Genomic DNA, 18,907 nt, shown 5'->3' on the forward strand with positions numbered 1-18,907 from the left:
GCGGTTCAGCTCTCTTCGGCCTGGCGCTTGTTGCTGTCGGCCATCTTCTTACCGTCGAAGCCACCAATGTAATCCCCGTCCACCAACTGATTGTTGGCGTGGGCGAAGTGGTGATAACCAAATGAAGCGTCGATTCCGGCTTCCTTGCCGGACAAGGTCTCCATGTGGTTGCAAGCCTGTTTTGCAAGCTGCAGCGCCAGTCTCGGCTGCTCAGCAATACGCGCTGTGATGCGGGCAACTTCTGCGGCCAAGTCGTCACGCGCGACCACGCGATTGACCATGCCCATTTCGTAAGCACGCTGCGCGCTCATCCGCTCACCCAGAAACAGGAATTCCTTGGCGATGCGCGGGTTCAATTCATGACAATGCGCGAAATATTCAATGCCCGGAAAGCCCATTTGCAGGACCGGATCCTGAAAGAACGCATCGTCCGAAGCTACGATCAGATCGCAAACCCATGCCAGCATAAGTCCGCCCGCGATGCAGGCACCGTGGACCTGCGCAATGGTGGGCTTGGGAATGGCACGCCAGCGCTTGCACATGCCGAGATACACTTCCTGCTCACGCACATAAGCCTTTTCAGCACCTCCCTTGTTGGCATGGTCATACCACATCAAACGACGATCAAAGCTGGAGTGAAAGTCGCGCCCTGGCGTGCCGATGTCGTGCCCGGCCGTGAAGTGCTTGGCATCTGATTTAAGCACGATACACTTCACATCGTCATCATTGACGGCGCGCTGGAAAGCGTCATCCAGCGCATAGGTCATCTGGCTGTTCTGCGCGTTATGATACTGTGGGCGGTTCAGTGTGACATAGGCCACTCCGTCCTGCACTTCGTACAATACAGGTTCTGCGCTTTCGTATTCGGGTGGCTGATCCACCGGAGGCACGATGGAATCGCTCATGCCGACGCTTCCTGCGTTTCCTGATTTGCTGGCGGATTATCCTTGAGCACCTTGTGACGGATGCCATGCGGATCGAGCTGTTCGATGATACCGAGCTGCTCTTCGCTTGGTGTGGGCGTTTCACCCTCGACGGCATCGCTCAGCTCGAAACCGGTGTTTTCCTGCACTTCGTCGAACGAGACGCCGGGGTGCAGCGTTACGACGCGGATCGCATTATCAGCTCCCCCGAAGTCCATTACGCACAGATTGGTGATGATTTTGCGCAAGTCGATGCCGGAATAATTGCCGCCTTCGATCCGGCGCGCAGGATTATATCCGGGCGAGGATACACGGTCGACTTCGCCTTCGACAAAGACGCGGGTGGAATGGCCGGGAATGAACATCGAATTGGCATGGTAGATGCCGTTACCGGGGAAACCCCGCGCGCCAAGCATCTGGACCTTGGGTTGTTCATGTGTGCCACCAAGCGCAGACAGATTGGTCTGCCCGAACCGGTCAACTTGGGTTGGTGTGACCATCGCGTGGCGACGGCCGGTCCACACCGCGCTGTCGAAGAAACGCGAAAATGGCAGATGGCCTGCAGGTTTGCGATCGTCGTAGGCGCGCGGCCCGAGCGGAACCGGTTGCTCAACCAGATAGGCCTCCCCGTCGGTCATCATCAGACCGGGGCTGTGAGTCATTTTTGCAAGACCCACCCCAAGGCGCGGGACCGGACCGATACCCGTTCCGATGATTTCCCGGTCGGTACGGAAAGTTTCCGCCACCGCCGCGATGCACAGTTCAGCTAGCGTGATGCCCATCAGTATATCGGCAGGGGAAGTGACCCTACCGCCTCCATTCCGCCAACGCTGGCAAGATATTGCTGTTCGTTTTCGCCGACCAGATCGCCGCGCACAGAATCCCAGTCACCCGGCTCTTTCGCCGCGCCTGCGTATTTCTTGAAATAGGGCATGTCCAAGCCGTATGACGGCGGGAACGAGGTTGGATGCGCCCCGCCCTTCGCTTCGGTCACACCGGTAATGAAACAACGCTCGATGATATTAGCCTTGGCGTCTTCCGGATAGGAATCCTCCATCGCCGGAACCAATTCTTCGCAGCTCGCGAAGCACTCTTCCGCTGCCTTGGCGAACCATTCATCGTAATAGCTGTCCGGGCCAAGCGCCTGGATGTTGCCACGGTGATCGGCCCGGTGAACGTGCAGAATTGCCGCATCGAGCTTCAGTGCGGGCATGGCGACCATGACCTCACCATCTTCGTAGGGAGACTTCACCGTCTTTAGGTTACCGAGTTCCAGCAGATCGGTCCCAAGACCCACCCTTGTCGGCAGGAAAGGCACACCAAACGCGGCCGCTTTCAAGCCCCACTGGAACATGCCCTCGTCAAGCTCCAGGACCTCGATCTCGCCGGCTTGCCGGGCTTTGCGAAACCAGGGTTCGAGCGGAATAGCGTCTAGCGATACAAACGCGAAGATAAGTTTCTTCACCTTGCCCGCTGCGCACAGCATTCCGACATCGGGACCGCCGTAAGAAACAATGGTCAGATCGGTGATATCCGAGCGGAGTATTTCTCGGACGAGTGCCATCGGCTTGCGGCGCGGACCCCAGCCCCCGATCCCTAGCGTCATGCCGCTGCGGAGCCGCCCGACAATCCCGGCGGCATCCATACGTTTATCAAGGCTCATTGAGTGGACTCCGATTCTTCCATCGCTTTTTGCCACGACCAGACATGGCCCCACTCGCTGGGCTGGCCGTGCGCCGTCGCTTTCCAGCTACCCGGGTCGATCACCAGTGAATCGCAACCGATTTCCAGATCGAAACCACTTGGTGTCTTCATATAGAAACCCAGCGTCTGATCGTTCTGGTGGCGCCCGATACTGGCGCTTTCTTCTACGCCTGCTCCGCGCATCCTGTCATGACATTTGCCCACGTCGCTAACGTTCTTCATCTCGAGCATCAGGTGAACGCAGCTTGCCGGATTTTGCGGCATTTCTCCGATCGCCAAAGCGTGATGACGGCCATTGTCCGCATGCATGAACGCAAAGCGCATTCCCGGATCTTCAGGATCAGGTGAGAAGCGGAAATGTGGCAGGTCGGTGTCATGAAAACCGATCGTGTCGCGATAAAATGCGTGGGATTTCTCAAAATCAGGTGCGGCAAATACCGCATGCCCCATACCGAATTCGCCAGTTACAAATCCCGAGACATCTTGCGGCGAGACAAAGGGCTGATCGCTCTTGGCATCGCCGACATAGAATTCCAGACCGTTGCCTGCCGGATCGCTAGTGCTGAAGTAAGCCTCTACACCGCGTATTGAAGCGCCAGCGTCATCGCCCCATGCGACGTCACGCTCCGCCGCCTCGATCTTTCCCGCCAACTCGTCGAGCGAGCCACGCGAATCAACCTCGTATGCTGCTGCCGCAAGGCGCTCGACATCGGAATCTACGATACGAAAGCGGAAGACCCGATCATCGACGCGGTAGTGCGCTGCGCCATCGGCGCTTTCGTCAGCCGACATGGCGCCGACCACCTGCGTCATATAGTCACGCCACACGTCCGCCTTCGCGGTTTCGATGACCACATAACCGAGTTGCTTGATAGCCATGACAGCTATCCTCCCTTCACAATATCTAGAAAAAGAGGACGCTCACCGCCCCCGTCGACGTTAAGCCATGCACCGGACACATATTCGGAAGCATCAGAAGCGAGATAAAGCACTGCACGCGCAACATCCTCGCCGCGCGCCATACGGCCCAATGGCAATGACGCGGCGATCTTGGCCTGCGCCTCATCGTCGCCGTATGTTTGCGCTGCGGTTTCAGTTTCGGCGAGTCCGACGATGATCGCGTTTACGCGGATGCCCTGCGGGCCCCATTCCTGCGCGAGGCTTTTGGTAAGGCTGAGCAAACCAGCTTTCGCGGCGCCATAAATAGCGGTGCCTGGCGAAGGCCTGATACCCGACACGCTGGCAATATTTATGATCGCTCCGTTGCCGGATTTTACAAGGTAGGGATGCGCTGCGCGGGCAAGATAATAGGGTGCCAGCAAATTGAGCTGCGCGATTTTGTCGGCGAAGCGAGGGCTGGCAGTAGCGGCATCTGTATTGGGCGAGCCACCGGCATTGTTTACGATGATATCGATGCGGCCATGCTGTTTGTGCACTTGGGCCACAAAGGCCTCGACCGCTTCGGCATCGCGCACGTCAAGCTGCGCAAAGCTCACCCCGTCGGGCAGGCTCTCCGGCTCGCTACGCGCGCAGGCCATCACTTTCGCGCCAGCGTCGGCAAGGCTGAGGCTTATAGCACGGCCCAAGCCCCGGGTTCCCCCGGTGACAATTGCCACGCGTCCGTCAAGCCTTGATGACACCCCGTTCTCCTTAACAATACTCTGACCGTGAATCAGTCAGTCTGCGCTGCTGAAAACCCACATATATAAAAGTAGATCGCTTTTCAATTGACGATTTGCGTATTTTTTGGCAACAAGTTTTACGAATATCGTGCAAATGAACGAATCAACGCACATACAGGAGAGTGACGATGGTAACGGTGACTGCGATGCATACACAGGAAGGGGACATCCCCACCGCGCAGGAACTGGTGGATCGCGCCCGCGCTATGATCCCCACACTCAAATCCCGAGCGCGGAAATGTATTGCCGACCGCAACGTACCCGACGAAACAATCGCCGAGCTGAAGGAGGCAGGCTTTTTCCGGATTCTCCAGCCGAAACGATTCGGCGGCTATGAAATGCACCCCAATGTGTTCTTTGATGTTCAAAAACTGATTGCCGAAGGTTGTATGTCGACCGGATGGATGTTTGGCGTCGTCGGTTGTCACCCCTATGAACTGGCGCTGTTTGAAGACAAGGCGCAGCAGGAAGTCTGGGGCGAGGATTCCGACATGATTGTTTCCTCCACCTACCAGCCTGTTGGCAAAGTCGAACCGACTGAGGGCGGCTTTTATCTTTCGGGCCACTGGGGCTTCTCCACCGGCTCAACCCACTGCGGCTGGGTTTTGCTCGGCGCTCTGGTTCCTCCTTCGGAAGAAGGCGGCGCACCGGATATGCGCACTTTCCTTCTCCCACGCTCGGACTACGAAATCCTTGAGGACGAGTGGCATGTGTTCGGGCTGCAAGGCACCGGCAGCCATGGCATCAAGGTCGATCGCGCCTTTGTACCTGAGTACCGCACGCACCGCGCTCTAGACGGGTTCATGTGCAACAATCCTGGTCAGGAAGTGAATGACAGCCCGCTCTATTCACTCCCTTGGGCACAGGTCTTTGTGCGCTCGGTGAGCACTGCTGCATTCGGTGGAACGCGCGCTGCAATCAACGCTGCCATGAAGATCATGGAAGGCCGCATCTCCACCAACACGGGCAAGGCCTCTAAGGACGATCCGGCGCTACATGCAGCAATTGCTGCCGCTCATGCACAGTCGAAGGAGATGGAACTAACCCTGCGCACGACATTCAAGGAATTGCTCGACACGGCCGAACGCGGAGAAGAGATCACACTCGAGCAACGCGCGCTGTATGCGTACCAGTCTTCCACCGTTGTTCGCCGATTGGCCAAGCTGGTTGATGCTATGGTTGAGCTGTTGGGCGGCCGTGCGATTTACACCTCGAGCGAGATCATCCAGCCGTGGCTGGACATCAACGCTGCGCGTGCGCACGTGGCAAACGATCCCAACAACCGGACCAAGGATGTGGTCGGCACGATGCTCGGTCAGCCTCCCGTCTTCACGTTCATGTAACGCAGAGCGATGACGGAAATCATCACTTCGCGCCACCGCGTATCGGATGGTCAGGAGATCCAACTGGCTACAGCCGGTAAAGGCCCGGCAGTCGTGTTCCTGCACGGCAGCGGTCCGGGCGCGTCTGGCGTCTCGAACTTTCGCGGCAATATCGATGCTTTCGTAGAAGCGGGATACAGGGTCATCCTGCCCGACCTGATTGGCTACGGAGAATCTTCGAAACCAGAAGATACCGACTACACGCTCGAATTGTTCACTTCGACAGTGCGCGAAGCATTACGAGAGCACGGTGTCGATCGTGCGGCTTTCGTAGGCAACTCGCTCGGCGGAGGCATCGCCATCCAGCTTGCGCTTGATGAACCGGACTTCGTGTCATCGCTGGTCTTGATGGCGCCGGGCTGCGTAGCCGAGCAGGCGAGCTATTTCACCATGCCGGGTATCGCCAAGATGAAATCGAGTTTCGGATCACCCGATTTCAGTTTGGAAGAACAGCGCCGGCTGGTGGGCAATCTGGTGCACCCCGATTTCGCAAAGAACATTCCCGACGCACTTGTCGAAGAACGGTTCGCGGTCGCGAAGACACAGCCGAAAGATGTCTTGATGCGGATGAAAACGCCCGATCTGTCACCGCGCCTTGGAGAACTCGATTGTCCGGTGTTTGTTTTGTGGGGGCTGAACGATGAGTTTTGTCCTGTGGAGCATTCCGCTCTTTTTCTGGAGCGCTGCGCCAATGCTCGCACCGTCACATTCGGCCGGACCGGTCACTGGGTGCAGGTCGAGCGCGTGAACGAATTCAACCGTTATGCAACGGAATTTCTGCATGAGTGCGGCTGAAAAATACGGCCAGGAGCTATTTGCCGCGCTGCGCGATTGTCGCACGATTGCACCCATCGCAGGCCGCGATCCTGCCCTTACCGTCGACGATGCCTATGCCATCAGCCTTGATTTCCTCGCCCGGCGGCGCGCTGAAGGCGAGCGGGTCGTCGGCAAGAAAATCGGCGTCACTTCCAAGGCCGTGCAGGACATGCTGGGCGTCCATCAGCCGGACTTTGGTTTCCTGACCAATGCGATGCACGAGCAGGGCGATATTGATGTCGTCAAACACAAACTCATCCAGCCGCGCGCTGAGGCCGAGATTGCATTCATTTTGTCTGACGATCTGCGTGGCCCGGGAGTGACGCCAAAGCAGGTGATCGCGGCAACAAAGGCAGTCGCGCCCTGTTTTGAAATCGTAGATAGCCGCATCGACAATTGGGACATCACAATCGTCGATACCGTTGCCGACAACGCCAGCTGCGGCGTATTCGTGCTAGGGGAGGCCCGCGTCGATCCTCGCACGCTTGATCTGCCATCTCTCAAGGTCACCGTTACCAAGAATGGCGCACCGCTTTCAGAAGGCTATGGCTCGGCGGTTCAGGGGGATCCGGCGCAGGCTGTCGCGTGGCTGGCCAATACATTGGGCACGCACGGCGTCACACTGGATGCGGGCGACATCATTCTCTCGGGATCTTTGGTCCCGCTGGAGAATGCGCAGGCTGGCGACGAATTTGAAATGCACTTGCAGGACGTGGGCAGTTGCACCGCGCGCTTCGTATAGGGACTGGGATATGAGCAAGGTAAAAGCGGCAATCATTGGTTCGGGCAATATCGGCACCGATTTGATGATGAAGATGATCAAATATCCGCAGAACATGGAACTGGCAGCCGTGGTCGGCATCGATCCCGCCAGTGAAGGTTTGGCGATGGCGCGCGAACACGGAGTTGCGACGACCCATGAAGGCATCGATGGCCTGAAGAAGCTCGATTGCTACAAGGATCTGCGCATCGCTTTCGATGCCACCAGCGCCTATGCTCACAAGGAACATGACGCACAGCTGCGTGCCGATGGCATTCGTGTCATCGACCTGACGCCGGCTGCCATCGGTCCCTTCACCATTCCGCCAGTGAATATGGAGGCCAACCTCGATGAGCCGAATCTCAACATGGTGACATGCGGCGGTCAGGCGACCATTCCCATGGTCGCGGCGGTCAGCCAGGTGGCGACGGTTCATTACGCAGAAATCGTCGCTTCAGTCTCTTCGCGTTCGGCTGGCCCCGGCACGCGCGCCAATATCGATGAGTTCACCCGGACTACGGCGCGCGCGATCGAGAAGATCGGCGGCGCCGCGAAGGGCAAGGCGATAATTATTCTCAATCCTGCCGAACCGCCGATGATCATGCGTGATACCGTATTCACTCTTTCCGAAGGTGCGGACGAAGATGCGATCCGCGCGTCGGTGGAGGCGATGGTCGCCAAGGTGAAGAGATATGTACCCGGCTATCGGTTGAAGCAGCAGGTCCAATTCGAGCGATTCGGCGACAACAATCCGCTGACAATTCCGGGCATGGGCCAATTCACCGGAGTGAAAACGATGGTCCTGCTCGAAGTCGAGGGCGCGGGTGATTATCTTCCGTCGTATTCGGGTAATCTCGATATCATGACTGCGGCAGCCAAAGCTACGGGCGAACTTATCGCCGAACGACAAATCGCAGCGAAGGAGCCGGCAGAATGAGCAGTACCTTCAATATCGACGCCGGCGACAAGATTTTCGTTCAGGACGTGACCCTGCGTGACGGGATGCACGCCATCCGTCACATGTACAGCATCGATCAGGTGCGTGACATCGCCAAGGCGTTGGACCGCGCAGGCGTAGACGCCATAGAGGTCGCTCATGGTGACGGCCTGTCGGGTCTCAGCTTCAATTACGGATTTGGCGCACATACCGATTGGGAATGGCTGGAAGCCGTTGCCGATGTGCTGGAAAAGTCGGTGCTGACCACACTAATCCTTCCTGGTGTCGGGACGGTCGAGGATTTGCAGCGTGCCCATGCTTTGGGTGTGCGCTCGGTTCGCGTGGCGACCCATTGCACCGAAGCTGACGTGTCAAAGCAGCACATCGGCTTCGCCCGCGATCTGGGGATGGACGTGTCGGGCTTCCTGATGATGAGCCACATGGTCGACGCCGAAACACTCGCAACACAGGCGGCGATGATGGAAAGCTACGGCGTCCAGTGCGTCTATGTCACCGACAGCGGCGGCGCGCTTGATATGGACGGCGTACGCGATCGCCTGCGCGCCTATGACAAAGTGCTGAAGCCGGAAACGGAGCGCGGTATTCACGCACATCACAACCTTGCACTTGGCGTCGCCAATTCGATGGTAGCTGTGCAGGAAGGCGCTGTTCGCGTCGATGCTAGCCTCACCGGCATGGGCGCTGGAGCTGGCAATGCCCCACTTGAAGTCTTCATTGCTGCGGCCGACCGCAAAGGCTGGAACCACGGCTGCGATGTGATGGCATTGATGGATGCCGCGGAAGACCTAGTGCGCCCTCTTCAGGATCGCCCTGTCAGGGTCGACCGCGAAACGCTCAGCCTTGGTTATGCCGGAGTATATTCCAGCTTCCTGCGACATGCAGAAAAGGCAGCGGAGGACTATGGCCTCGATACCCGCGAGATTCTTGTCGAACTGGGTGCACGCAAGATGGTTGGCGGTCAGGAAGATATGATCGTGGACGTCGCTCTGGACCTGCAAAAGGCGAAAGAGGCACAACCCGCGAATGGTTGACCTGTCATTGCACAGGCCGGTTTCCGCAAGCGAGGTCGGCAATTGGGATGACACCGCAGACGTTGTGGTGATCGGCTTTGGTGCTGCAGGTGCCTGCGCCGCAATCGAAGCCGCTACAGAGGGTGCAGACGTAGCCTTGTATGAGCGCGGATCAGGCAGCGGCGGTGCCTCTGCACTTTCCGGCGGCGAAATCTATATCGGCGGCGGCGGCGGCACAGACGCGCAGCGCGATGCAGGCTTTACCGACGCCACCGAAGACTTCGAGACATATCTCAAGATGGCAGGCGGACCTTGTGTCAACGAAGCCAAGTGCGAAATATATGCACGTGAAGCCCTCGCCCACTACGATTGGCTGAAGGCTCAAGGCGTGCCCTACCGTGGCAATTATGCTCCCGGGAAGATTATCGAACCTGCTGACGATTCCACCTTGATCTGGTCAGGCAGCGAGGCTGCTGCACCGTTCCGGGATGCTGCGAAGCCTGCACCGCGCGGCCATGTGATCCGCTTCACTGGCTGGGGTGGCGGCCGGCTGCTAGTCGATCAATTGGAGCAAAGTGCGCGTGCCAAAGGCGCGCGCATCACGACGGACAGCACTGCTCGTTCACTGATCGTCGATGGTGACCGGGTCGTCGGCGCTGTCTTCATGGAAGAAGGCCAACCAAAATTTGTCCGCGCCCGGCGTGGTGTTGTTTTGGCAACGGGCGGCTTCGTGATGAATGAAGACATGCGCCGCCGCTACTGCCCCCAGACTTTCCTCATCAGCGATCCAATCGGTGAGCGCGACGATGGGACTGGTATCATGCTCGGCATGTCCGCCGGCGGCGATGCCGTGCACATGGACCAGTTCTTCACCACCTGCCCATGGATCATCCCGGCCGAGCAGGCGCATGGAGTGTTCGTCAACACCGCCGGACAGCGGTTCATTAATGAGGATTGCTATCACGGCCGCGTATCGCGAACCTGTATCGATCAGCTTGGCGGAAAAGTTTACTTGCTTCTGGACAGCGCCCATTTTTCGCAACCGGCAGATTTCGCGCGCACCGATATCGCGGCCACAGGCGAGACCTGGGATGAAGTCGAAGCCGAGCTCGGAATGGCAAAATGTACGCTTGCGGCTACGATGGAATTTTACAACGAACACGCCGCAAACGGCACCGATCCCCGGTTCGACAAGCAGGAGCCAATTCTCGTGCCGCTGGATAAGGGGCCCTATGTGGCGCTCGAGCTAAATTTCGAAACGAGCTATTTCAGTTTCTTCACCCTGGGCGGATTGCATACCAGTGTGGATGGCGAGGTTCTTGATCGCGGGGGCTCGTCCGTTCCGGGCCTGTTTGCCGCCGGACGTTGCACACACGGTCTGCCAGCTTGGGGGCACGGCTATTCATCCGGTTTGAGCCTTGCAGATTGCACTTTCTTTGGGCGCCAGGCCGGGCGCAAGGCGAGCCATGGCTGACATTGAGAAGCGGCTAGAGCGGCTGGAGGACAGAGCAAATATCGCCGACCTCATCGCGAGCTACGGTCCATTAGCAGATCGCGGCGCTGCGCATGAACTTGCGGCATTATGGACCGAAGACGGCGAATACCATGTTGGCGGTTTCGGCATAGCGCGAGGGCGCGAGGAAATTGCCGCGCTCATCACCAGCCGCACACATCAGGATCTTATGAAGCAGGGCTGCGCCCATGTCCTGTCACCGCACACCATTGTGATCGACGGCTCGTCCGCTGTCGCGACGGGCTACAGTACAGTCTATCGCACACAAGATTATTGTTTGGAGGCCTGGAGGGTCTCGCGAAATCGCTGGGAACTTGAGCGCGGTAATGATGGTAAGTGGCTGGTCACCCGGCGGATCAATTCACCGATCACGCCGGGCGAAGCTGCCTCATAGAAATTCCGTATCGGCTGGCGGTAACATTCCGTCAGAATTCAACTCCCAGCGTTGCACCGAAAGTGCGCGGTTCGGGGAAATATCCCAACACGATACCGCCGAATGCCGGACCGAAGTCGATGAAGTTGGAAGGATTGTCCTCCTCTGTCAGATTGCGAACCCACAGAGACAGCGAGGCATCCAGTGCCCCTAGCTCAATCCCGGACAAATTGGCGCGCATATTGACGATTGTTCGACCTTCGGATTCGCTGTTCGAAGCAATCGATGCTGTGGGATCAGTCTGGCGAAGCTGGTATGGGAAAGTATAATAGCTCGATACGTAGCTGACATCGCCAATCAGATTGAGCTGGCCCCAATTTCCCTCGATCACGCGCCAATCTGCGCCCAGAGCTGCTGTCCATTCCGGAGCATGCGGGAATGCCCGGTTGTCGGAAACTTCAACGCCATTCTCGATGAAACTTTCATACTGGGTGTCCAGATATGCCAGCGAACCATGGATGGCCAAGCCATCGAATGGGTTGACTTGGGTTTCGACCTCGATCCCTCGAATGGTGGCAGAAGCTGCGTTGAGCACCTTGGAAGCCGCCGCGCCCGTTGCATCGAAAACGGACAGCTGGATGTCACTATGATCGTTCCAGAATGCAGCGATATTCAGGAGAACATTGCCATCGGCCAGAACGCTCTTAAAACCCAACTCATAGCTGTCGACGATTTCAGGAAGGTAGGGCGAACACAACTCGAGCGTGCCGGTCGGGCAATCAGGCGTCGGAGCGGCAAACACATTGGTTTCGCCGTTAAAGCCCCCTGATTTATAGCCGCGGGCATAACGGCCATAAACGCTGATATCCGGCGTAATCTCGTAATTGATCGTGGCAGCAGGACTGAAATCGTCATATCTCGCCTGTTCGACATCGCCAAAATCGACATCAGCAACTGTGAACGGGAGGGCTGCCGGCGGTATCATCGGATCGCTTAGTACCTGAAGGAAGCGACTGATATCCTTGCGTTCCTCAGTGTATCGCGCGCCAAGTGTGAGTGTAAGCGCGTCGGTAATTGCAAAATCAGTTTGCGCATAAAGAGCCCAGGCTTCTGTTAGCGAACCATAACTCGATTCAAACTGGTTTCCGAACGGTCCGAAGACGCCGAAGAAAAGCTGCGGGTTGTCGGTGAAGGCGTTCTCGTCATAATAAAAACCGCCGACCACGAAATTGATGCGATCGTCCCAGGCCGATCCGGTAAGCTGCAATTCCTGGCTGAAACTGTCCATGTCGGTGAACCGCGCAGTTGTCGCGATGGAGATGGGAGTACCGTCAAGATCCAGCCTGTCCTGGAAACGCATGTCGCGCCAGGCAGTAATGGACTTGAGTTCAACATCGCCGATATCGAGCGTTGCGGTCAGGGCATGACCCGACGTCCTCGTTCTTTCGAAGATGTCCGCATCGAGACTTTGCTGTTCACGTCTTTGCGGATCGAGGAAGAGTCCTAGCGGCACACCTGTGTAAGAAGGGCTGTTCGGATCGAAGATGTCGGCCGGGCCGCCGTTCTGGTTGAGGCCAACCAGTTGGCCCGGGCGTGGATGCTGGTCGTAATTGGCGTAATCGAACATGTAGTCGATCGTCAGGCTATCGGTCGGTTCGAACCGCAACTGGACAAGGACACTCTCCCCATCGAGCGAATTGGCTTCTGAAACCTGCGGCGGCGACGCGAAGAAATCTGCGGCGGGAAAAGGGTTTGCGCCTACATCGTAGAATCCGTCGCGGCTGGCCAGCATGCCGGAAACCTTCAGCGAGAACGGGCCGAGTTCGGGCAGATCGAGTGTTCCGCGAACACGTTGATAGTCAAAATTGCCGTATGTCAGCTCAATTTCACCGCCCAGCTCACCGGTCGGCTTTGCAGTTATGAGATTGACAGCACCAGCCAGCGTATTGCGTCCATACAACGTGCCTTGCGGACCGCGCAGGATTTCAACCCGCTCGAGATCGGCCACATCGAAAATGGCACCCTGATTCTTGGCGATATAAACCCCGTCGAGATAAATTCCGACGGCCGGCTCCCAAGTCACTGCCGGGTTGATCGTTACCGATCCGCGGATTGCGACCTGCGCGATGGTCGAATTGCCCGGCGCTCGCTCGATCTTCACATTCGGCGCAATTGTGCCGAGGTTGTCGATCGAAGTAACGTCGCGGCTGTCGAGGAATTCTTCACCCAATGCCGAAATCGCAATTGGCACGTCCTGCACATTTTGTTCGCGCTTTTGTGCGGTCACGACGATGGTACCAATTCCGCCGGCTTGATCAGTGGTGCTCGTTTCCTGAGCCAGAGCAGGGCAACTTGCGCAAATTGCAGTTGCAACTGCTAACGTGGAAACTGGTTGAAATTTCATGGAATGCGTCCTCCCGAGACTCGCAATGCACTAATTGCGTAGAAATTTATATTCTCAACTACGCATACATCGCCTAACGCGCAATATCAAATTGCAATCCGTAACCAGTTGGTTATTAGCTTACGCATACGTGTTTCTCAGTTGGAGTCTTGAATGAGCGATCTCGAAAACCGCATCGACCGACTGGAATCGCTAGACGCCATTCGGCAGCTGCCCGCCAAATACGCCCTTGCGCTCGACATGCGCGATATGGACGCAATGGTTGGCCTGTTCTGCGCCGATGTTCGCGTGGGCAAGGACACGACAGGCCGCGAAGCCTTACGCAGCTATATGGATCGAACTCTGCGCAGCCCGTTCACCGGCACCAGCCATCACATTGGCGGGCATATTATCGAATTCGACGATGCCGACCATGCGCATGGCGTGGTCTATTCGAAGAACGAGCATGAAACTCCGGTCGAGGAAGGTGATGACGAATGGGTCATCATGCAAATGATGTATGTCGACGAATATGAGCGTCAGGAGGGGCAATGGTTCTTCCGCCGCCGCCTTCCGCTCTATTGGTATGCTGTCGACCTCAACAAACCGCCCGTGGGTGCCAACAAGATGCGCTGGCCGGGTGGTGACTGGTCAGAGGGCAACTTTCACAAGCTGTTTCCGAGCTATGCTGAATTCTGGGAACGCGAAGGCGCGCCCGAAGGGCCAGTGCCTGAGCCTGCGCCGGCCGAACAGTTTCTTGCAACAATGCGCCGCGGCAAGGATGCGCCAAAGGTGAAAGTGCGCGCCGACTAAAGCGGCACGGCACCTTCATTTGCCGCCCTAATTGATGCCCAACGCATCACGCGTGGCGAGATAGCCAAATGTCAGTGCTGGGCCGAGAGTCACGCCGGCTCCTGGATAGCTTTCGCCCATCGCCGATGCCGCATTGTTGCCCACGGCATAAAGACCAGGGATCACATTGCCGCCCTGCCCCAGAACTCTGGCGCGGTCGTCAGTAAGCAAGCCTCCGTTCGTGCCAATGTCGCCGGGATAAATCGGCATGGCGTAGAACGGACCCTTTGTTATTGGCGCGAGACTTGGATTTGGTGTTACCGACGGGTCGCCATACATCTTGTCGTAGGCCGCATCGCCGCGGTTGAAGTCAGGGTCCACACCCTTCTCAGCGCCTTCATTGAACCGCGCGACTGTGGTTTCGAGCTTTGCTGGCTCGACACCGATCTGCTCGGCGAGTTCGACGAGAGTACTGCCCTTTTTCAGGATGGTTTTGACCATGCCGTTCTGCGCCCAATCGGGCACCAGCGGCATCAGCGGACCGACCGGATATTTGTGCCGGTAACGGTGATCGAAGACAAACCATGTCGGGCTGGCATCGCAATGCTCGGCCTCACGGTGGGCCATTTGCTGGCCGACGATATGATAACTCGCAGCCTCGTTCAGATAGCGCTCTCCGGACTGGTTCACCAAGATGCAACCGGGCAGAGCACGCTCTATGGTGCAAAGCCGACCGCGATCCTCTCCCGGTACGTAGAACACAGGTGCGGCCCATGCCGACTGGAGGTTCATGGTTTCCGCGCCAACTCTTTGGCCTGCACGGATTGAATCGCCGGTATTCCCGGCAATGCCGCCGGAATAGCGGGCGTTGGGATAAAGCGGGGCGTTTTCATCGCGCATCGACTGGTTCTTGTCGAACCCGCCAGCCGCCAGAATCACGCCCTTACGCGCGCGAATGCGGACTGGCTTGCCGTTTTGCTCGACGACAGCGCCAGTCACTTTGCCATCTTCCTCGACCAGCTCGGTCAGCGGGCTCTCCAGCCAAACAGGTATCTGCTTCTCGTTCATGGCCAAACGCAATCCGCCGACCAGCGCGTTACCCAAAGTGAGGCGGCGATCTTTGCGGCTCTTCAGACGGAACGGCAGATCGAACCAATATCTGGCAAGGCTCTTGACGAGATGCGGAAGCCAACCCTTCTGCCGAAAGAGCAGGACATATGTCTCATCGAAATGCCAGTTGAGGTAGCCGAACAGGCTCGCAGCAGGGCTGGCGAAGCGAAGTGTCTCCACATCTTTTCCGAGCGGTTTCCCGTCGAGCGGCAGTGGCATATGCGTCCTGAATCCGGTGGGGCTGCCGCCCGGATTTTCAGCGTGATAATCCGGATAGGGAAAGGCACAATAGGTGAGCGGCGTGTGCTCGCCCATCCAGCGGAGCATTTCGGCAGCATTATCGACGAAGGACCGGATATTGGCATCGGGGACATTATCTGCCGAGAGTGCGCGAACGTATTTGAACGCGTCATCCGGATTGTCGTCAAACCCGGCTTCGCGGGCCTGATCGCTGGCAGGAATCCAGATGCCGCCGCCAGAGGTCGCCGATGTACCGCCCCATAATGGCTCTTTCTCGACGACGAGCGCGTCAGCGCCATTTTCGGCCGCGACCAGTGCGCTGAGCAACCCGCCCGCGCCTGATCCAACCACCAGGATATCGACTTCCTTGTCCCAGCTCATGCGTGTCGGCTCCTAGCTTGGCAGGTAGAGTTGGGCGGATTTACCGCCATCCACCGGCAGGGCGACGCCGGTGATGTAGGCGGACGCATCCGACAAGAGAAACACGATGGACTGCGCCAGTTCGGTCGGCAGGCCGCCCCGCCCCATCGGAATGGCAGCAACGGTCTTTTCCGCCAATTCGGGCGCCTTGCTCGCGTAATCCTCGTTAGCGGCGGTTTGCACCTGGCCCGGCACAACGCAATTGACGCGGATATTGTCGCGCGCTGTTTCCATTGCCGCGACGGCTGAGAACTGGATCATCGCCGCCTTACTGGCTGAGTAGCTTGACATAAAAGGCGCTGCGCGGATCGCCGTGGTGCTTGAGACATTCACGATGCTCCCGCCACCACATTTGCGCATTGCGATAATCGCGGAGCGGGTGCCCGCAAATACCGCATCAGCATTGACGGCGAAATCCTTGCGCCAGTGCTCCATCTTCAAATGGTCGAGTGGGCCGTAATGGACGCTCATGGCGTTGTTCACGAGCATGTCGAGGCGGCCATGGTCTGAAGCAATTGTCTCGACCAGCGCGCCGTAAGCTTCTGCGTCGGTGAGATCGACGCTGTGAATTTCTGCCGATCCGCCCGCAGCCTTTATGGCATCGCGGGTTGCCTCGAGCTTTTCCATGCCGCGCGCCAGAATCACTACATGGGCACCTCGGGACGCAAGCATTTCGCTGGTGGCTCGGCCAATACCGTCGCTACCGCCTGTCACGATTGCAACGCGGTCTGTCATATCTTGCTGGTTCATGCTGATGCTCGCTGTGTGTTAAGTTCCGGTTCCAACCCGTTGGCGGTGAGCACGCAGCTCGTGCCGCCTGGAGTGTACATCATTGTCACACATTGGTTGCAGGCCGTGCAGCCCGAACGCTCGGTTGCCCCGCTGCGTAATTTGTTCACGAAGTTCGCGTCGAAAACGAGCGAGCGCGCCATCGCGATGGCATCAAAGCCGTCCCCGATGGCCTGTTCGACGCCCTCGCGCGATTGCACGCCGCCAAGGTAGGCGAGCGGCATATCGACCGCCTTGCGCACCCGCAGCGAGAGTTCACGCAGGTAGTTTTCGCGGAACTGGACCTCGGGTGGCTCGGTCAGCGACTGGATGAACATACCCAGCCTGATAATTGGATTGGAAGGCTTGGCACCTGTCTTGGGCAGGGACGATCCGAACAGGGCGCTGATCGATTCTACATTTAGGCCATTTGAAAGGACCGCCATATGCGCCCCCTCGGCCTGCAATCGGCGAGCGACCTGCACGCCATCTTCTATTGTGTTCCCCTTGGGACCGTCGGTCATCGAGTATTTGACGATGACCGCAAGGTCGTTCCCCACGGCGTCTAGCACGCGGCGCAAAACTTGGGCAGGAAACTCGACGCGTTTCTCGATAGAGCCGCCAAATGCATCCCGCCGCTTATTCAGCAATGGCGAAATGAACTGGCTGAGCAGATAGCCGTGACCCATGTGCAGTTCTACCGCATCGAACCCAGCTTCCCGTGCCAGTTTCGAAGCCTCGACGAATTCGGTCGCGATTGCTTCCATTTCATCTTCGGTCATGGCCTTCTTGAGATAGCGGCCAGACATGACCCCGACCTTGTTGAAGCCGCCCGAGGAGGACAGCGGGCGCTTCGTCTTCAACGTATTCTTGTCGAGGAAAGTGAAGCTGCCGGCATGAGTTACCTGTGCACAGGCAGCTGCGCCATGCTTGTGCACGCCATCGGTCAGCGCTCGAAAGTCAGCTAGGGAATCCGTGTTCAATACCGCCTGATCGACAAACGTGCGTCCGTCGAGCGAGGTCGCGCAATAGGCGACAGTTGTCATTCCGGATCCGCCAGCGGCGATGTTTTCGTGGAATTGCGCCAGCCCCTTGCTGACGATGCCGCCCTTGGCCATACCCTCATTGGTCGCAGCCTTGATGAACCGGTTGCGCAATGTGAGCGGCCCGATCGCCAAGGGGCTGAATGCCTGTTCCGAAGCTGACACCAATTTCCTCTCCTCTGCCACCTCGCATCAATCGATTGCCACTGGACCTTTGTCAAGCTTTTGCGTAATTGATAGCACTCAAAATTACGAATATGAGGCAAATTATGGCGTTAGATGGCAAGATTGCGTTGGTGAGTGGCTCCGGACAGGGTGTCGGCCAAGGAATTGCCTTTGCATTGGCCCGCGCAGGCGCCAAGCTGGTGCTGTTTGGCCGGACCAAAAGCAAGCTGGTCACAACCAAGGGAACTATCGAGAAGCGCGGTGGAGAAGCCCTCGTAGTCGCGGGTGACGTTTGCAATGCAAGCGATCTTGAGAGAGCAGTTGATGCCGCTGTTGAGAAGTGGGGCGGAATCGATATCCTGGTCAACAACGCGCAGCAGGTCCCGAACGGGCCGTTGCTCGATGTGACCGACGAAGCGTTCGAACTCGGCTTCAAATCGGGTCCACTGGCAATCTTGCGACTGATGAAACTGGTGCAGCCGATCATGAAAGAACGTGGCGGCGGAGTCATCTTCAACCTCGTCTCCTCAGCCGGGATCCGCTGGGACATGTCCGGGTTCGGCGCCTATGGGTCAGTCAAGCAGGCCATTCGTCCGCTTACCAGTGCTGCAGCTTCGGAATGGGGTCGTGACCACATCCGCGTATTGTCCATCGCCCCTCATGCGAAGAGCCCTGGACTGGAACGGTGGATCGAAAAGAACCCGGAAGAAGCAGAAGCGTTCTTCCGCACCATCCCGCTCGGCAAGATCGGAGAGTGCGAGGAAGATATCGGCTGCGCGGTCGTCGGCCTTTGTGGCCCGGAATTTTCCTATCTTACAGGCGCAACGATCCCCCTCGACGGTGGGCAGGCTAACTTTGATTGATG

18 protein-coding genes are annotated in these 18,907 nt (G+C 57.7%); 9 read left to right on the forward strand and 9 right to left on the reverse strand.

Annotation, left to right across the window (positions count from 1 at the left end):
• Positions 1–5: 5 nt before the first annotated feature.
• Genes AAC850_RS02070 through AAC850_RS02090 form a run of 5 tightly spaced genes read right to left on the reverse strand, consistent with a single transcriptional unit; the run spans position 6 to position 4,267 of the window.
• Positions 6–905 carry an enoyl-CoA hydratase gene (locus AAC850_RS02070; RefSeq protein WP_340586935.1) on the reverse strand — a complete coding sequence of 300 codons (900 nt, stop codon included), beginning with the start codon at positions 903–905 and terminating at the stop codon, positions 6–8.
• The gene (locus AAC850_RS02075; protein WP_340586937.1) at positions 902–1,705 is read right to left on the reverse strand and encodes a CoA-transferase subunit beta; all 804 of its coding nucleotides are present in this window, start codon (positions 1,703–1,705) and stop codon (positions 902–904) included. Before AAC850_RS02075 ends, AAC850_RS02070 begins: the two co-directional genes overlap by 4 nt.
• Positions 1,705–2,586: a CoA transferase subunit A gene (locus AAC850_RS02080; RefSeq protein WP_340586938.1), complete on the reverse strand. Its 882-nt coding sequence runs from the start codon at positions 2,584–2,586 to the stop codon at positions 1,705–1,707. Before AAC850_RS02080 ends, AAC850_RS02075 begins: the two co-directional genes overlap by 1 nt.
• Positions 2,583–3,506: a VOC family protein gene (locus AAC850_RS02085; protein WP_340586939.1), complete on the reverse strand. Its 924-nt coding sequence runs from the start codon at positions 3,504–3,506 to the stop codon at positions 2,583–2,585. Before AAC850_RS02085 ends, AAC850_RS02080 begins: the two co-directional genes overlap by 4 nt.
• A 5-nt stretch (positions 3,507–3,511) precedes the next feature.
• On the reverse strand, positions 3,512–4,267 hold the full coding sequence (locus AAC850_RS02090; protein WP_340586941.1) for an SDR family oxidoreductase: 756 nt from the start codon (positions 4,265–4,267) through the stop codon (positions 3,512–3,514).
• 170 nt (positions 4,268–4,437) lie between these two features.
• Here AAC850_RS02090 and AAC850_RS02095 point away from each other — a divergent pair, with 170 nt between their 5' ends.
• The 7 genes from AAC850_RS02095 to AAC850_RS02125 are packed head-to-tail and all read left to right on the forward strand — an operon-like array spanning position 4,438 to position 11,142.
• Complete coding sequence (locus tag AAC850_RS02095; RefSeq protein WP_340586942.1) at positions 4,438–5,652, forward strand: acyl-CoA dehydrogenase family protein; 1,215 nt, start codon at positions 4,438–4,440, stop codon at positions 5,650–5,652.
• Between the two features lie 9 nt (positions 5,653–5,661).
• Positions 5,662–6,486, forward strand: a complete 825-nt coding sequence (locus AAC850_RS02100; RefSeq protein ID WP_340586944.1) for an alpha/beta fold hydrolase — start codon at positions 5,662–5,664, stop codon at positions 6,484–6,486.
• Positions 6,473–7,249 (forward strand): fumarylacetoacetate hydrolase family protein, encoded by a 777-nt coding sequence (locus tag AAC850_RS02105; RefSeq protein WP_340586945.1) that lies wholly within the window; start codon positions 6,473–6,475, stop codon positions 7,247–7,249. Before AAC850_RS02100 ends, AAC850_RS02105 begins: the two co-directional genes overlap by 14 nt.
• 10 nt (positions 7,250–7,259) lie before the next feature.
• The gene (locus AAC850_RS02110; RefSeq protein WP_340586947.1) at positions 7,260–8,204 is read left to right on the forward strand and encodes an acetaldehyde dehydrogenase (acetylating); all 945 of its coding nucleotides are present in this window, start codon (positions 7,260–7,262) and stop codon (positions 8,202–8,204) included.
• Complete coding sequence (dmpG, locus tag AAC850_RS02115) at positions 8,201–9,256, forward strand: 4-hydroxy-2-oxovalerate aldolase (RefSeq protein WP_340586948.1); 1,056 nt, start codon at positions 8,201–8,203, stop codon at positions 9,254–9,256. The genes AAC850_RS02110 and dmpG overlap by 4 nt, the downstream gene beginning before the upstream one ends.
• Complete coding sequence (locus tag AAC850_RS02120; RefSeq protein WP_340586950.1) at positions 9,249–10,709, forward strand: FAD-dependent oxidoreductase; 1,461 nt, start codon at positions 9,249–9,251, stop codon at positions 10,707–10,709. The genes dmpG and AAC850_RS02120 overlap by 8 nt, the downstream gene beginning before the upstream one ends.
• Positions 10,702–11,142 (forward strand): nuclear transport factor 2 family protein, encoded by a 441-nt coding sequence (locus tag AAC850_RS02125; protein WP_340586952.1) that lies wholly within the window; start codon positions 10,702–10,704, stop codon positions 11,140–11,142. The genes AAC850_RS02120 and AAC850_RS02125 overlap by 8 nt, the downstream gene beginning before the upstream one ends.
• Positions 11,143–11,173: 31 nt before the next feature.
• On the opposite strand, the gene AAC850_RS02130 is transcribed toward AAC850_RS02125, so the two are convergent.
• Entirely contained in the window at positions 11,174–13,408 is a 2,235-nt protein-coding gene (locus AAC850_RS02130) for a TonB-dependent receptor (protein ID WP_340586954.1), read from the reverse strand.
• A gap of 270 nt (positions 13,409–13,678) precedes the next feature.
• On the opposite strand from AAC850_RS02130, the gene AAC850_RS02135 reads away from it, so the two are divergent.
• Positions 13,679–14,317, forward strand: coding sequence for a nuclear transport factor 2 family protein (locus AAC850_RS02135; RefSeq protein ID WP_340586956.1), 639 nt, complete (start codon positions 13,679–13,681; stop codon positions 14,315–14,317).
• 27 nt (positions 14,318–14,344) lie between these two features.
• On the opposite strand, the gene AAC850_RS02140 is transcribed toward AAC850_RS02135, so the two are convergent.
• The 3 genes from AAC850_RS02140 to AAC850_RS02150 are packed head-to-tail and all read right to left on the reverse strand — an operon-like array spanning position 14,345 to position 18,042.
• Complete coding sequence (locus tag AAC850_RS02140; protein WP_340586958.1) at positions 14,345–16,027, reverse strand: FAD-dependent oxidoreductase; 1,683 nt, start codon at positions 16,025–16,027, stop codon at positions 14,345–14,347.
• A gap of 12 nt (positions 16,028–16,039) precedes the next feature.
• The gene (locus AAC850_RS02145) at positions 16,040–16,816 is read right to left on the reverse strand and encodes an SDR family NAD(P)-dependent oxidoreductase (protein WP_340586959.1); all 777 of its coding nucleotides are present in this window, start codon (positions 16,814–16,816) and stop codon (positions 16,040–16,042) included.
• Positions 16,813–18,042 (reverse strand): NADH:flavin oxidoreductase, encoded by a 1,230-nt coding sequence (locus tag AAC850_RS02150; protein ID WP_340586961.1) that lies wholly within the window; start codon positions 18,040–18,042, stop codon positions 16,813–16,815. Before AAC850_RS02150 ends, AAC850_RS02145 begins: the two co-directional genes overlap by 4 nt.
• A gap of 104 nt (positions 18,043–18,146) precedes the next feature.
• Between AAC850_RS02150 and AAC850_RS02155 the strand changes: the two genes are divergently transcribed.
• A complete protein-coding gene (locus AAC850_RS02155) occupies positions 18,147–18,905 on the forward strand; it encodes an SDR family NAD(P)-dependent oxidoreductase (RefSeq protein WP_340586962.1) in 759 nt (252 codons plus the stop codon).
• Positions 18,906–18,907 lie beyond the last annotated feature (2 nt).

Source organism: Erythrobacter alti (assembly GCF_037996805.1).
Classification (GTDB): domain Bacteria; phylum Pseudomonadota; class Alphaproteobacteria; order Sphingomonadales; family Sphingomonadaceae; genus Alteraurantiacibacter; species Alteraurantiacibacter alti.

Coding starts and splice junctions, on each gene's coding strand:
- AAC850_RS02080 (WP_340586938.1), bottom strand. CDS start 2,586: ATGAGCCTTGATAAACGTATGGATGCCGCCGGGATTGTCGGGCGGCTC.
- dmpG (WP_340586948.1), top strand. CDS start 8,201: ATGAGCAGTACCTTCAATATCGACGCCGGCGACAAGATTTTCGTTCAG.
- AAC850_RS02075 (WP_340586937.1), bottom strand. CDS start 1,705: ATGGGCATCACGCTAGCTGAACTGTGCATCGCGGCGGTGGCGGAAACT.
- AAC850_RS02120 (WP_340586950.1), top strand. CDS start 9,249: ATGGTTGACCTGTCATTGCACAGGCCGGTTTCCGCAAGCGAGGTCGGC.
- AAC850_RS02145 (WP_340586959.1), bottom strand. CDS start 16,816: ATGAACCAGCAAGATATGACAGACCGCGTTGCAATCGTGACAGGCGGT.
- AAC850_RS02110 (WP_340586947.1), top strand. CDS start 7,260: ATGAGCAAGGTAAAAGCGGCAATCATTGGTTCGGGCAATATCGGCACC.
- AAC850_RS02155 (WP_340586962.1), top strand. CDS start 18,147: ATGGCGTTAGATGGCAAGATTGCGTTGGTGAGTGGCTCCGGACAGGGT.
- AAC850_RS02100 (WP_340586944.1), top strand. CDS start 5,662: ATGACGGAAATCATCACTTCGCGCCACCGCGTATCGGATGGTCAGGAG.
- AAC850_RS02085 (WP_340586939.1), bottom strand. CDS start 3,506: ATGGCTATCAAGCAACTCGGTTATGTGGTCATCGAAACCGCGAAGGCG.
- AAC850_RS02140 (WP_340586958.1), bottom strand. CDS start 16,027: ATGAGCTGGGACAAGGAAGTCGATATCCTGGTGGTTGGATCAGGCGCG.
- AAC850_RS02125 (WP_340586952.1), top strand. CDS start 10,702: ATGGCTGACATTGAGAAGCGGCTAGAGCGGCTGGAGGACAGAGCAAAT.
- AAC850_RS02070 (WP_340586935.1), bottom strand. CDS start 905: ATGAGCGATTCCATCGTGCCTCCGGTGGATCAGCCACCCGAATACGAA.
- AAC850_RS02135 (WP_340586956.1), top strand. CDS start 13,679: ATGAGCGATCTCGAAAACCGCATCGACCGACTGGAATCGCTAGACGCC.
- AAC850_RS02105 (WP_340586945.1), top strand. CDS start 6,473: ATGAGTGCGGCTGAAAAATACGGCCAGGAGCTATTTGCCGCGCTGCGC.
- AAC850_RS02095 (WP_340586942.1), top strand. CDS start 4,438: ATGGTAACGGTGACTGCGATGCATACACAGGAAGGGGACATCCCCACC.